The 12,710-nt window shown below is 45.4% G+C and carries 11 protein-coding genes; 6 read left to right on the top strand and 5 right to left on the bottom strand.

Translation table 11 applies throughout. The features are described from left to right. Nucleotides 1–81 precede the first annotated feature (81 nt). Nucleotides 82–1,503 carry an aminotransferase-like domain-containing protein gene (locus DSM2777_RS00155; RefSeq protein WP_061552813.1) on the top strand — a complete coding sequence of 474 codons (1,422 nt, stop codon included), beginning with the start codon at nt 82–84 and terminating at the stop codon, nt 1,501–1,503. On the opposite strand, the gene DSM2777_RS00150 is transcribed toward DSM2777_RS00155, so the two are convergent. Continuing rightward, entirely contained in the window at nt 1,500–2,408 is a 909-nt protein-coding gene (locus DSM2777_RS00150) for a LysR family transcriptional regulator (protein ID WP_061552812.1), read from the bottom strand. The two genes, DSM2777_RS00155 and DSM2777_RS00150, sit on opposite strands and share 4 nt — an antisense overlap. 122 nt (nt 2,409–2,530) lie before the next feature. On the opposite strand from DSM2777_RS00150, the gene DSM2777_RS00145 reads away from it, so the two are divergent. Then, entirely contained in the window at nt 2,531–3,949 is a 1,419-nt protein-coding gene (locus DSM2777_RS00145; protein ID WP_061552811.1) for an aldehyde dehydrogenase family protein, read from the top strand. 62 nt (nt 3,950–4,011) lie between these two features. On the opposite strand, the gene DSM2777_RS00140 is transcribed toward DSM2777_RS00145, so the two are convergent. Next, the gene (locus DSM2777_RS00140) at nt 4,012–4,515 is read right to left on the bottom strand and encodes a phenolic acid decarboxylase (protein ID WP_061552810.1); all 504 of its coding nucleotides are present in this window, start codon (nt 4,513–4,515) and stop codon (nt 4,012–4,014) included. 109 nt (nt 4,516–4,624) lie between these two features. On the opposite strand from DSM2777_RS00140, the gene DSM2777_RS00135 reads away from it, so the two are divergent. From DSM2777_RS00135 to DSM2777_RS00125, 3 genes are all read left to right on the top strand, one after another. Beyond that, complete coding sequence (locus DSM2777_RS00135; protein ID WP_061552809.1) at nt 4,625–5,500, top strand: LysR family transcriptional regulator; 876 nt, start codon at nt 4,625–4,627, stop codon at nt 5,498–5,500. A gap of 154 nt (nt 5,501–5,654) precedes the next feature. Then, nucleotides 5,655–5,948 (top strand): type II toxin-antitoxin system TacA family antitoxin, encoded by a 294-nt coding sequence (locus DSM2777_RS00130; protein ID WP_046458255.1) that lies wholly within the window; start codon nt 5,655–5,657, stop codon nt 5,946–5,948. Then, nucleotides 5,945–6,433 (top strand): GNAT family N-acetyltransferase, encoded by a 489-nt coding sequence (locus DSM2777_RS00125; RefSeq protein ID WP_061552808.1) that lies wholly within the window; start codon nt 5,945–5,947, stop codon nt 6,431–6,433. The genes DSM2777_RS00130 and DSM2777_RS00125 overlap by 4 nt, the downstream gene beginning before the upstream one ends. Before the next feature lie 206 nt (nt 6,434–6,639). On the opposite strand, the gene DSM2777_RS00120 is transcribed toward DSM2777_RS00125, so the two are convergent. The 3 genes from DSM2777_RS00120 to DSM2777_RS00115 all read right to left on the bottom strand — a co-directional run bounded on the left by DSM2777_RS00120 (nt 6,640) and on the right by DSM2777_RS00115 (nt 11,879). After that, nucleotides 6,640–7,092, bottom strand: coding sequence for a hypothetical protein (locus DSM2777_RS00120; protein WP_061552807.1), 453 nt, complete (start codon nt 7,090–7,092; stop codon nt 6,640–6,642). Between the two features lie 164 nt (nt 7,093–7,256). Then, on the bottom strand, nt 7,257–7,508 hold the full coding sequence (locus DSM2777_RS23530) for a hypothetical protein (protein ID WP_071889838.1): 252 nt from the start codon (nt 7,506–7,508) through the stop codon (nt 7,257–7,259). 291 nt (nt 7,509–7,799) lie between these two features. Next, nucleotides 7,800–11,879, bottom strand: a complete 4,080-nt coding sequence (locus DSM2777_RS00115; RefSeq protein ID WP_237087800.1) for an NACHT domain-containing protein — start codon at nt 11,877–11,879, stop codon at nt 7,800–7,802. Nucleotides 11,880–12,258: 379 nt separating this feature from the next. Here DSM2777_RS00115 and DSM2777_RS25135 point away from each other — a divergent pair, with 379 nt between their 5' ends. Then, nucleotides 12,259–12,339: a helix-turn-helix domain-containing protein gene (locus DSM2777_RS25135; protein ID WP_418009445.1), complete on the top strand. Its 81-nt coding sequence runs from the start codon at nt 12,259–12,261 to the stop codon at nt 12,337–12,339. Nucleotides 12,340–12,710 lie beyond the last annotated feature (371 nt).

The raw sequence follows: 12,710 nt of genomic DNA, 5'->3' as shown, positions 1-12,710 counted from the left end.
ATATGACAGAAACAGAAATGTTGTTTTAATGTATAACAGTTTGATTTGGATCATGGCGACGACACCCTATCGGAGAGCGCAGTGGCAAAATATGAAGACTTGGTAAAACGCATTCGCGGGCAGATCACCGCTGAAATTTGGCAAGTCGGCGATAAGCTGCCGTCGCTGCGTGAACAGGTTTTGCACTCTGGCTTGAGCCTGATGACGGTGATGCACGCTTACCAAATTTTAGAAAGCCAAGGGTGGATTGTTTCCCGTCCGCAGTCGGGCTATTACGTTGCGCCGCAGGCGAAGTTTTTAGCCCCGTCGCCTACGCATGAGTCCGTGCAGCGTGCCGAAGAAGTCGGCATCAACGCTTTTATTTTTGATGTTTTGCAGGCCAGCCGCGATCCCGCCATTGTGCCGTTTGGCTCTGCGTATCCCGATCCAACCCTGTTTCCCCGCCAACAAATTAGTAAATCGCTGACCACGGTGGCGCGGGCGATGACGACGCTAAGCGCCACGGATAATTTGCCGCCGGGCAATGAAGATCTGCGTAAGATCCTCGCGAAACGCTATGCCATGCAGGGCATTCGTATCGATCCTGAGGAGATCGTCATTACCGCTGGCGCATTGGAATCGCTTAACCTGAGTTTGCAGGCCGTCACACAGCCTGGCGACTGGGTGATTGTAGAAAATCCGTGCTTTTACGGTGCATTGCAGGCGCTCGAACGCTTGCGGTTAAAGGCTCTCTCAATTGCGGCACATCCCGAGTTCGGCATTGATTTAGCGGCGTTAGAAGAGGCGCTAAAGACTTATCCGGTACGTGCGTGCTGGCTGATGACCAATATTCAAAACCCGTTGGGCTGTACGCTTTCGGTCGAGAAAAAACAGCAGCTGGTGGCGCTCTTACAGCGGCATAACGTGTATTTGATTGAAGATGACGTTTATGGCGAGCTGTATGCCGGTGGCGAAAAACCGCTTCCGGCCAAAGCCTTTGATGAGACGGGAATGACCATGCACTGCTCTTCGTTCTCGAAAAGCTTGGTGGCCGGATTTCGTGTTGGCTGGGTGGCGGCAGGGAATATGGCGAGAAAAATCCAGCAGTTGCAGCTCATGAGCACGCTTTCGACCAGTGCACCAATGCAGCTGGCGCTGGCGAATTATTTAGCCACTCGCAGCTACGACAGCCATTTGCGGCGTCTGCGCCGAGTGATGGAGCAGCGAAAATATGCGGCATGGCAGTCACTGCGCGCACATCTTCCGCAGGGCGTGAATATTAATTATTCACACGGCGGCTATTTTCTGTGGGTCGAACTGCCTATCAACGTGAATGCGACCGAGCTGTACCACCGAGCGCTGAATGAAAGGATTAGCATCGCCCCCGGTCAGATGTTTTCTGCCAGCAATCAGTACACCAACTATTTTCGCTTTAATGTCTCTCACGAATGGACAGACAAAAGCGAAAAAGCGGTGCAAAAATTGGCGGTTATCGTGCGTGAAATGATAGGGATAGCTGATTAGACAGCGGTTTTTCTATCACGTATTTCTCTAATTAGATCGATGAGCGCTTTGAGTCCGGCGGGCGGATGACGGCGGCCGGGATAATAGAGCCTTAGCCCATCAAAATAGGGGCACCACTCATCGAGAACGCTGACCAGTTTTCCACTGGCGAGATCTTCTCTGATGAACCATTCAGAAATAAAGGCTAAGCCAATGCCACTGCGCGCTGCCTGATGGATGGCGCGCATTTCGCTCAGGACAACACGCGTGGGCATGTTAACGGCAAATTTTTGCTGATGACGTTCTAATTCCCAATGATAAATGCCGCCGTGTGACATTCTCATCCCAACGCCATGATGGTTTTTAAGATCGTCGGGTGATTGCGGTTTTCCATAGGTCGCAAAATATTCTGGTGTGCCTACGATCATCATTCGTACGTCTGTGGTGATAGGAACGGCGATCATATCCTGAGGGACTGACTCTGCCAGCCGAATTCCTGCATCAAAACCCTCGGCCACGATATCGACCATGCGTGCCTCGGTGGCAATATCTAAGCGCATTTGCGGATAGCGTTGCAGATATTCTCGTAGCAGCGGTTCGAATAATAAAGACGCGGTTTCCGGCGGCGCATTAATGCGAAGCGTACCCGTCGGAACATCTGGCTGCGTGCTTATCTCTTCAGAGGCGCGCTGAATTTCGGCCAGTGCAGGAGCGATACGTTCGACATAGCGCTGCCCAGCTTCGGTGAGCGCTACGCTGCGGGTTGAACGGTTAAACAGGCGTACTTTTAAGCGCGTTTCTAGTCCTGCCACGGCGTTGCTGACGGCCGTAGCGGACATACCCAGCTCACGCGCAGCGGCGCGAAAGCTTTGCCGATGCGCGACCGCAAGGATCACTTCCAGCTCTGTTAAACCTGTTCGATGCATAGATTATCCCGATTTTCGTAACAGCTCGTGCATCATATACCCGCTTATCAGAGCGGTACACTCTTTCTATACTTCTTCGCATTGAGAGCACGCTACGGTTAGCGTCGCAGCTGGAGAAGAACATGCAACACATCGATAAAATTTATATCAACGGCGAGTTTGTCACCCCACACGGTACTGAGTTATTTGAGCTCTTTAATCCGGCGACGGAAGAAGTTATTGGCACCGTGCGTATGGCTGACGTTGAAGATACCCAGCGTGCGATAGCGGCGGCGAAAGCGGCATTCCCAACGTGGTCGCAAACCACCAAAGAGCAGCGTCTAGTTGTGCTGGAGCGTATGCACGCGGCGGTTTCAGCTCGCGAAGAGCAACTGATGGAAGCCATTATTATGGAATATGGTGCACCAGTCTCTCGTTCACGTTGGATGGCAACCTATCCTGCTGATGTCATTTTGCAGGCCATGGACGCGCTAAAATCGTTTGAATTTGAACAACAAGCGGGAATGGCGCAGGTGGTGATGTCTCCGGTGGGTGTGGCTGGTTTGATTACGCCTTGGAACAGCGATGCTGGTTTTATCTGTAATAAACTGGCGACGGCAATGGCGGCGGGCTGTACGGCGGTGATTAAGCCCAGTGAAATGAGCGCGATTCAGACCCAAATCATTACTGAAGCGCTGCATGAAGCCAATATACCCGCAGGCGTATTCAATATTGTGACCGGCCGTGGCGACGTGGTTGGCGAGGAGATCAACACTCATCCTGATATTGCCAAGATCTCCTTCACCGGCTCAACGGCGGTAGGAAAGCACATCGTGTCCACCAGTTCGGCAAGCTTGAAGCGGGTGACATTAGAGCTAGGGGGAAAATCGCCAACGATTATTTTAGATGATGCAGACGTTGCTCAAGCGGTGCCAATGGCGCTGATGGCAGGCTTCATGAATAGCGGGCAGGCGTGTGTTGCGGGGACGCGTATTTTAGTCCCTCAGAGTCGTTTAGCTGAGTTTGAACAGGCGTTTGCAACCGCGGTTAACCGCACAATATCAGGAAATCCGCAGGCTTCCGAAACAGAAATCGGCCCTATGGTTAGCCGCAAACAGTGGGATCGCGTGCAGAGCTACATCAAAATGGGCGTGCAAGAAGGTGCAAAACTGTTGGCGGGGGGAGAAGGTCGGCCAGAAGGTGAGGGTAAAGGCTGGTTTGTGAAACCAACGCTATTTACTCAGGTTAACAATCAGATGCGTATCGCTCGTGAAGAGATCTTTGGACCGGTGCTGGTGATCATTCCTTATCAGGATGATGCTGATGCGGTGAAAATTGCGAACGATACCCGCTATGGTCTGAGCGCAATGGTGGTGAGCGGCAATACCCCGCGAGCGGTTAATATTGCACGCCAAATTGAATCAGGGCGCGTGTTAGTGAATACGTTGGCGCATGAGCCACAAGCACCGTTTGGTGGTTTTAAACAGTCTGGTTTCGGTCGTGAAATGGGTAAGTGGGGGCTTTCTGCTTACTTAGAACCGAAAACGCTGTTGGTGGGATAACACCTAAAGAATTTAAAAAATAATATAACGTCGGGCCGAATAAAGTCGGCCCGAAATGCTATTTACAGATTATGGGGAAAATTACGAGGCAATTCGCTCGCAGGGCAATTAATTACGCTTTCGTTGTTTTCACCACAGTCACGAACAAACGTAATAGTCGCAAATTCGTCAATGACTTCGGTTGGATAAGCCGGGCCTGCATCGCGATAGGCTTTCATTTCTGCAATATGCTCGTTTTGGAAACAAACTGTTTTTTCAGGGTTATTGATGACCCAACGAGGGAAGAAGATCGTTCCATGAAAAACGTTATCTTCTAAGTTAACGATTAGGCTGACATCGGTTCCGGTCGGTTCCGTCCACGAAATTTTATATGCCGCTTTAGCGACGCGAACAATATAGGTTGTTTGATCTTTTACCCAGCGATTACCCACGATCCCACTATGAATTCGATAATCTAACGTTGTGGAATTTTTGACATAGATTTCATAATTCCAGCCGTTGTCATAGGTATAGACCAAGTGTTTGCCAACTAAACCGTTCAAATCGTTTTTATCGAAGTTACTCATAATTTTTGTCTCCGTTTCATTTGATGCGTTCAGTGTAGAGATGTATTTATTCGATTAATAACGCTAATATTGAGTTAAATAGATTCAAAAATTAGATTGGTTTATTGAGATGAAAACAACGTTAGAGCAATGGATGTTGTTACAGGCGGTGATTGAGCACGGTAGTTTTTCGCGTGCCGCAGAGATGTTTAACCGCAGCCAGTCGTCGTTGAGCTATCAACTCACACTGATGCAGGAACGGCTCGGGGTGCCGCTGTTAACGATTGTTGGGCGCAAGGCCGAATTGACGCCAGAAGGGCAGCAGCTATTGGCACAGGTTCAGCCCCTGCTACAAGGATTTCGCACGCTAGAAAACCGCGCCGAGGCCCTAAAACGCGGTGAACGCGCGCGCTTAGACTTAGTGGTTGATAGTATTTTCCCTAAATCACATTTGTTTGATGTGCTGCGCCGTTTTCAACAGGCTTTTCCTATGACGCAGGTACATCTCACCGAGGTATTACGCAGTGAGAGTTTATCTGAGCTAAAACAACGTAATGCCGATGTTTATCTCATCACTCCAACCCAGAATGTAGCGACTCGCGGGCGTTTGCTGATGGAAATTACCTTCGCTGCCGTTGCTCATCGTAATCACCCTTTATTGCAATTACCGGCGCCACTTAGCCGAGATGATTTGGCGCGCTATCCGCTGATCGAAATTGTCGATCGCTCGCAGCAGCAAATGAATAGCCGCCAGTCCACGGCGGCAGAAAACTGGACTTTCACCACGATAGAGGCGGCCATCGAAGCTGTTGCGCATGGTGTCGGTTATGGGTGGCTACCAGAAGAAAAAATTGCACCGCTGCTGGCTTCCGGTGAACTGGTGTTGTTGCCGCTAGTTCAAGGCGAACGCCGTTCAACGCCGCTTTATCTCTTGGTTAACGAGGAATTAGCTGGAATAGATCGCGAGATTTCTTTGCTGGTGAGTTTGCTTGAGGGGGGGGCTTAGATAGTGGCCTTTAAATCAAAATAGTGTGAAAGCATAGCTAAAATCCGTGGGTTATTCCGTGGGACGATTCTCTTCTCTTTACCGATGATGTAATGACATCTACGTTACGCATAATGTATAATTATTATCCAGATGTACTTGAGAGGACAACATCATGCCAATGACAAATAGCATGCCCATTAAACGCGAAACATTGAATCTTCGCATTAAACCCGCTGAACGCGATCTTATCGATCGGGCGGCGAAAGCCAGAGGAAAAAATCGTACTGATTTTGTTCTGGAAGCTGCACGTGCGGCGGCTGAGGAAGCGTTGATTGAACAGCGTATTATCATGGCCGATCCTGATGCTTATCAGGCGTTCCTTACTCGTCTGGATGAAGCACCTGCGCCAAACGCCGCGCTGCGTAAAACAATGCAAACACTCGCTCCGTGGGAGCAGAAAAAATGATCTCCGCTCCTGAACCGCTTCACGCCAGACTCGATGTTAATGCATTTTGCTGTGGCGTGGATTCTATGGATAACTGGCTCAGGCAGCGGGCGATGAAAAATCAAATTACCGGAGCATCTCGTACCTTTGTGTGCTGCGATGATAATGCCAGAGTTGTGGCGTATTACTCATTAGCGTCCAGCGCGGTGATGAGCAACTCTGCCCCCGGCCGTTTTCGCCGTAACATGCCCGACCCGATCCCTGTCATGGTGTTAGGACGATTGGCGGTAGATAAATCACTGCATGGTCAGGGCGTAGGCCGCGCGTTGGTGCGTGATGCGGGGTTGCGGGTGATTCAGGTCGCGGAAACTATAGGAATCCGTGGCATGTTGGTTCACGCATTATCTGATGAAGCGCGGGAATTTTATCTACGAGTGGGATTTGAGCCATCGCCAATGGACCCGATGATGCTGATGGTGACGCTGGGAGATTTGCTTCATGCCTGATTGGTATTTTTGGGAGCCAATAAGGTGATTGATTTATAAATCAAATTATCAATGATATATTATTTTTTTACATATCCGCAATCTGAAGCGATCAGGTATCTTCAATGGCTATAAGTGTATAACTATTTAGTTTGTCGTAGCCAATGTGAAATAAAAGCCACGAATAACCTCAAACATTATTATGATGCTCGAGGTTTAATTATGGTTCATAAGTTAAAAATTAATTTCATTCGGGGGAATAGGTTGGAAAAAAACACCAAAAAGCTAATGGAATAGAAAACATAACACACAATAAATATTGGGGAGGTTTTTAAAACTGGTATGAGTGATTTTCTATACTCTTCAACTAATCCTAGATCATATAGTCTGGCTTTCCTAGAATCTCCCGTTAGATTACTATCAATATCCTTCTCTATGTCATTTTCTATTTTATAAAATGCTCTTTTTTCAGTCATATCTTGTTTAGAATTAAATATAAATATGAAAAGTAATAGAATTGCTGCAAAAATTTGAATTAGTGGTATGTTTATGCTCCAACAGCCAAGTGTTGAAATAAATAGCCAGATTCCTTGTGAATTTGCTTGGGTTCTAAATACATCGATATGTTTACTATAATTTTCAATATCTTTTAATATAGTATTGTTATGACTTGATTCCATAGACTTTCTTTCCTTTATATAGCTACTATGTTTTAAGATTGTTTTTAATTTTTTAGATAGGGTAGACCCCTATGTTTTGCATTACTTATCTGAAATTTAATATCATCTTTTATGACCACAAGAAAAGCAGCTACATGTAGCTGCCAATAGATATAAAGACGCTGTCATTTTCGCCCTTTATTGGCTTGAGAAAGAACCGAAGCCGCAAGAGTCTTTGTTTGGTCATTATATTTAGGGCTATTTAAAACTTTTGAGGCTGTAGTCTCCATTTTTCCACCCGTTTGGTTTGAAGTTCCAGACTGAGATAAGGCAGATCCTGCTAAACTCTTTTGAATAGCTGAAGCATTAGGGTCGTTTAGTACTTGAGCTGCTTGTGATGCAATTGCTGAGGAAGTTTTCTTTGTATTATTTGACATGTGTATTAGCACCTATGCAAAGTTATATCTTTGAACATGTAGTATCATTTTTTGATAAAATATACTACATGTTGTGAATGCTGTATTCATATACAGCGCCATGTTCAAGTCAAATTATTTGATGTATATCAAGTAATAGTCATGTTTTATTTATAATAAAATAGATACAAAGGGAGCTAAAAATAAACAGAACAAAGGAATCCAGTTCTCCAGATGGTCAATTGGTATCCTTTTGGTGGCACGATAATGCTTACGGTTTTTTGTTGGTTCTCGCTAACATTGGGGGTCACCTTATCGTGAAACATCTAAAACGAAAATATCAACTAAACCGCGCAGATCAGCTGGTAATTCTGCTTCAATACTAATTTTAAGCCCTTGAGCGGTTTTAATTCCGTGCTTCTTACGGCCAGCAACGGTCTCACACTCTCCAAACCATATTACAAGGAATATACCTTGTTGTTCGGCATCTGGGTGAATGGAATAACGGTCATAGAGTTGGGCTGAAGCGGCAGAATATAACTCTCTGTGCCACTGGCCTTTGACTTCCGTAACGAGCAGTCTTCTTCTCCCGCTAATCAATTTAGATGCTGTGAAGTCACTCCTGTTTTTGTCTTTCAACTGATGTTCAGGCGTTATAGATATGCTCTGGGGCTGAAGTCTTAAATTGAGGCGTTCAGCAATAATTTCCGTGGATTTTACCTCATCAAGGCGTTCATTTTTCTCATAGAAGCGGTCTGCTGAGTTAAACTCTCCGCCATCAATCGCTTTCTGGAAATCATTCAGCTCCTGAAGAATTAACTGACGCAGGCCTTCAACAGTAACGACTGAATCACAATCCAAGCGTTGAACTATTTCGTCTGGCGTTGGTGGTTCAAAATCCCTGAGCGCTTTTTTTCTTATCTGAGCGGCATATATGCTTTGTAACTCCTTGTGTTGAATAGCAAAACGAGGATCATTAAGAAGCCGGTCCAGCACAGGTATTGCATCGTCAGGGATATCTGAGTTAATTGACCAAATTAAATCAGTCAAAAAGTGATAGGCTTTTTCCTCTTTAGGACTATCACTACCCCAATGACTTGGTAGTTCAACATGCGGCCATTGTCCAATGAATGCGTCTAAAATGGCTTCAACCTTAATTGAGGCGAGCTCTGGCCAAGCACTATGCTCACTTCGGTTCATACGCCCAGAACGTTCATAAAAATACAGTAAATTATCTTTGCCAGATTTTAACCATGTCCAATAAGTAGCAGTAATGTTCTTCAGGAAGTAGAACTCACGTACCAGCCAGAATATTCGCTTTCGTTCAAAATCCTCATTTTCTGTCGGATTGGGCCAGCTTGACATCATTTCTGAGCAACGCTCTTCAATAATTTCTTTTAAATCCTCACGATCACCGTATTGAGCGGCAATTTCAAATATTGCGTCCACTGAGTCGAAGGATAAATCGGTAAAACGACGAAGCCATTCAATGGAAAGTTTAGCGCGTGAATGACTAAAGACCTCTTCTCCACCTAATATCCAGATTTCAGGGTGAGGACATGGTTGAGCGAGTTGGGGTTCAACGTACTGTCGGAGATATTTTTCAGCACTTTCACTATCAGGAAAAATGAGGCGGTCGATTTCAGTCTGTAGCGCGTCACGTTCTTCTGTTGAAACTGAACCGTATCCCATATGGATGTTAGTTCTTAATGCTGAAAGCAACTCGATATTGACGCGTTCAAGGTTACCTTCAGTACGGAGAATCTCCAAGCAAGCTGCATATAAAATCGTCTCAGAATGCCTGTATTTAGATTCGCATTGAAGGGCCGCTAGTTCGGGAAGTGTGGGAACCTCAGGAGTAATAAAATCTAAACAATTTCTTAATGCAGTTCGAACCAGTTTCTCGTCACCAAACTCCAATTCAATTTTTGCCGGACCCATGAGAACGAGTTCTGCAAAATGTACCAAACAGCTCCAGTGACGACCACTTTCTACAATTTCTCTGTTTTCATTAACGAACTTTATGTTTGCTGCACGAATCTCTCGTCGCTTTCTGTCATGGCGTTTCATGCTTCGGCTATGCTTGAATCTCCAGACCTGATGTTCCTGCTGGGATAGTTTCATTGCATTGTTATATCGGGCCCATTCGCGCATAAATGTGGGTTTGGAAAGGGCGTGTTGACGCATTTGTGCCCGCAAATCATCAGGACCTTGCTCTTCTTTGTTTTTGTATCGTTGATGGTTGACAAGGAAGCTTGCCCACAGGTCAACGTTATCTATTTTAAAAGCCAGATTGAGGATGAATTTATAGTCACTCCTCCATAAATTAAGGCCTGAATGCGGGTGCAGGTACCCGTCGAATTTCTCTACTCTTATGTTGAATATCTCATTACGATCCGTTAATGGTCCGAATACATGGGCAATAATCTCTTGACGAAGTATTTCATTTTCCCGAAGTACTTGTACCGATTTACTTTGATCTGGTTGGCAGTGATGATGAAAATTGAGGTTACCTATCCATTGCCAAATTCTCACAGGGTCAAACGGTGCTTGAGTTAATTCAAAATAGCGATCGACCATTGAACCGACGATCTTGCTTATTCCATTGCGACAATCACACTCATAGGGTTTTTTCCCACAGTGGCAATGAAGATTATGGGTTAGTTCGTCCAAGATAAGTTCAAGAGTATGCTGTGAAAAACAGGAGATTAGCTTTTTAATAAAATAACGAGTGCCTACCACTCTTTCAAATTGTGCTTTGTGATCGGGATAGAGGTTCGCACAAACTCGCAAGAACCCAGAGAGATATGTATGGTTAAATTTTTCTGGCCCTGTGACTTCGATGGCTTTGGCTGCAATATTGAGTGAAATATTACTTGCTTCAAAAATTAGAACGGCTAAAACGCCAATGAAATCGTATTCTTTGACATTGAGTAAGCATCTGCTCGCTAATGTACGAATATGTTCAGACTCGTTGGGGTTTAAGACCAGCAGACTTAATTCAGGTGTCAACTGACTGTTTACCGGTGAGTCGGCCAGAAGTTCTAAAATTAAATCACGTAAATGACCATCATTGCTCATCGTTAAAAGAGGCCTTATTTCTTCAACAACGTCTTGCGTGAAAAAACCAGCTGCGCTGAACCGACGCCAGAAATCGCTTCGACGAAAGTAAGGATCTGCGGCTTCAATCTCTTTAAGTCGATTAAGAAGTTGTCGTTTAGATGAGCGTTCAAGCTGCGATGGATCGCCGTTTGCGAGTACCGCATAGGCGTCAAGCTCAATAATGGATTCCTGCACCGACTTGTTGCCTAATGCCGCCATCCATCCGAGCAGACCTCTCAGCTCATCCCTGGCTGCACCGTTCGGTGCAATAACAGGCAAGCACTTTGTTAAAGTGAGGACATCCGCTGGGTCGGCTATTCGCTTAATGAGATAATGCGCTGCGCAGTATTCAGCGACGATCTTATGAACCGGGCGGTGCTGGTCTTCCTTATCGCCGGGTTTGAAAAGCTGCGTTGATAATATGTCGTAACAGGCAGTACTGCCGCTAAATAACGCTGGCAGCATGGGATACATCCGGTTTGCCGTCGCATCGATGGTGCTGACTCCCTCTGCGCCAGACAACAGAAGCTTGGCATAAACCTCGGCAGAAAATGAAACCTTCTGTGCAACTGACAGAGATATAGAGGCTTTCGAGATATTGGGGTTGGCTTCTTTAGCCAGTCGTTCGACCGCTAAAGCAAAGATTGAACGTTTATCAGCAAATCTCCTGTCACTTTCTAAATAGGCATCGGTGAACATTTTCAGAAACTGAGGGTTTGGTAACAACATGTCTAAACTAAACCGTGTTACTTCGGTCTGGAATGCAAAGAAGTCTTCTTTTGGTGCATGATGCTTAAAGATGGCTTGTTGTTCGTCTTGATCGAATTCTCTCAGCCTTACAATCATAGGGGAGAAACCAAGAAATTTTTCAAAAATACCGGTAGAAGCCAGTCCCCATTCGCTTGATCTGCTCGATATGATGACGCGAGTCGGTTTTGATTTTCTGGCGAGCGCAAGGAGTTTATGAATACCTGATTGATCAATCCTGGCAACTTCATCAACGGCATCAATGACCAGTGGACTATTTTCTTTGTCTGTTCCCACGTAAGCAAATACGCTGGCATTTAAGATAGAGGTGTTCAGTTTCTGAGCAAAACTTTTCATCAGCTCAGTTTTCCCGCCGCCGGGTTCTGCTAATACAACAATGTACGTTGATGCAGCCAGTAACTCTGTCTCTGTGTACGTCCTGTCACCGTGTGTAAAATTACGTTCAAGATAGAAAGTTGAATTCATAGTTACAAATGCTTCGTGTTGAATAGCCAAATATTCCAGCAGAAAGGAAAACTGCACAGAGTTTTCTTGCTTCTATCAAAGATAGTACGGCAATTTTTCTTTATTAAGGGACTGTTTTGTCAATTGCTGATCGTATTATACAACTTATTGACATTCATAACATTTCGCAATAAAGATCTGCAAGCTAATAGGGTTTTAAGCCTTTCTTGTTATAACTTTTCTGTCTGTGGGGCTTGTATTTTCTGCGACCTGCCTTTCACAACTGAGCTTGCTGTTAATCCCTAATCCCAAACACATTCGTCCGAAAACTCCCCATTCACATTGTCTTTCAATGCCCAAACCGATTTCACCGTATTAGCCGATCACTGCGAACGTTTCGCCGATGCACTGATAGAAAGCCATCATTCAGACGAAAGGCGCGCATTGTGTTATCGCCTTGCTGATTGCTCAAGCAATAGACGTTCCACCAGAACAAATCTGGCCCTCGCGTTACCATAAACCGTCAGAACAACCTTGATTCTCGCGTTTCATAATCAGCTTGTACTGGTGGTGAAGCGCGAGATGACAAGCGCAGAGCGTCAGACAAAAATAATTACTTTGCAGCAAATATGTTGGATCCAGGGTTTTAATCTTGTCGATACTCACTGTATCAAGATTGTGAAGGGGGTGTGTAGCTTAGTGCTGCTGACGGCGAAGGAGAGTTCCTGATTTTTAACAGGAAAGCAGAAAGCAAAAAACCAGCCCTAAGGCTGGTTTTTCTAAATAGTGGTGCCGGACTCGGAATCGAAAATTTCTTTTATCATATTGATATTAATATAATTTATTTGGTTTGATTAAAAATGTACCCTCAATTATACCCGCAGTCCCTTTTGATATCGAAAGGGAATC

Origin of the sequence: Obesumbacterium proteus (assembly GCF_001586165.1) — a bacterium.
GTDB classification, from domain to species: domain Bacteria; phylum Pseudomonadota; class Gammaproteobacteria; order Enterobacterales; family Enterobacteriaceae; genus Hafnia; species Hafnia protea.
Note: the sequence above shows the minus strand (reverse complement) of the source record. Positions and strands in the feature narration are given on the sequence as shown.

Excerpts from the sequence above, each read along its gene's own strand:
- DSM2777_RS00135 (WP_061552809.1), top strand. The coding sequence starts at position 4,625 with ATGAAAACAACGTTAGAGCAATGGATGTTGTTACAGGCGGTGATTGAG.
- DSM2777_RS00145 (WP_061552811.1), top strand. The coding sequence starts at position 2,531 with ATGCAACACATCGATAAAATTTATATCAACGGCGAGTTTGTCACCCCA.
- DSM2777_RS00150 (WP_061552812.1), bottom strand. The coding sequence starts at position 2,408 with ATGCATCGAACAGGTTTAACAGAGCTGGAAGTGATCCTTGCGGTCGCG.
- DSM2777_RS00125 (WP_061552808.1), top strand. The coding sequence starts at position 5,945 with ATGATCTCCGCTCCTGAACCGCTTCACGCCAGACTCGATGTTAATGCA.
- DSM2777_RS00140 (WP_061552810.1), bottom strand. The coding sequence starts at position 4,515 with ATGAGTAACTTCGATAAAAACGATTTGAACGGTTTAGTTGGCAAACAC.
- DSM2777_RS00120 (WP_061552807.1), bottom strand. The coding sequence starts at position 7,092 with ATGGAATCAAGTCATAACAATACTATATTAAAAGATATTGAAAATTAT.
- DSM2777_RS23530 (WP_071889838.1), bottom strand. The coding sequence starts at position 7,508 with ATGTCAAATAATACAAAGAAAACTTCCTCAGCAATTGCATCACAAGCA.
- DSM2777_RS00130 (WP_046458255.1), top strand. The coding sequence starts at position 5,655 with ATGCCAATGACAAATAGCATGCCCATTAAACGCGAAACATTGAATCTT.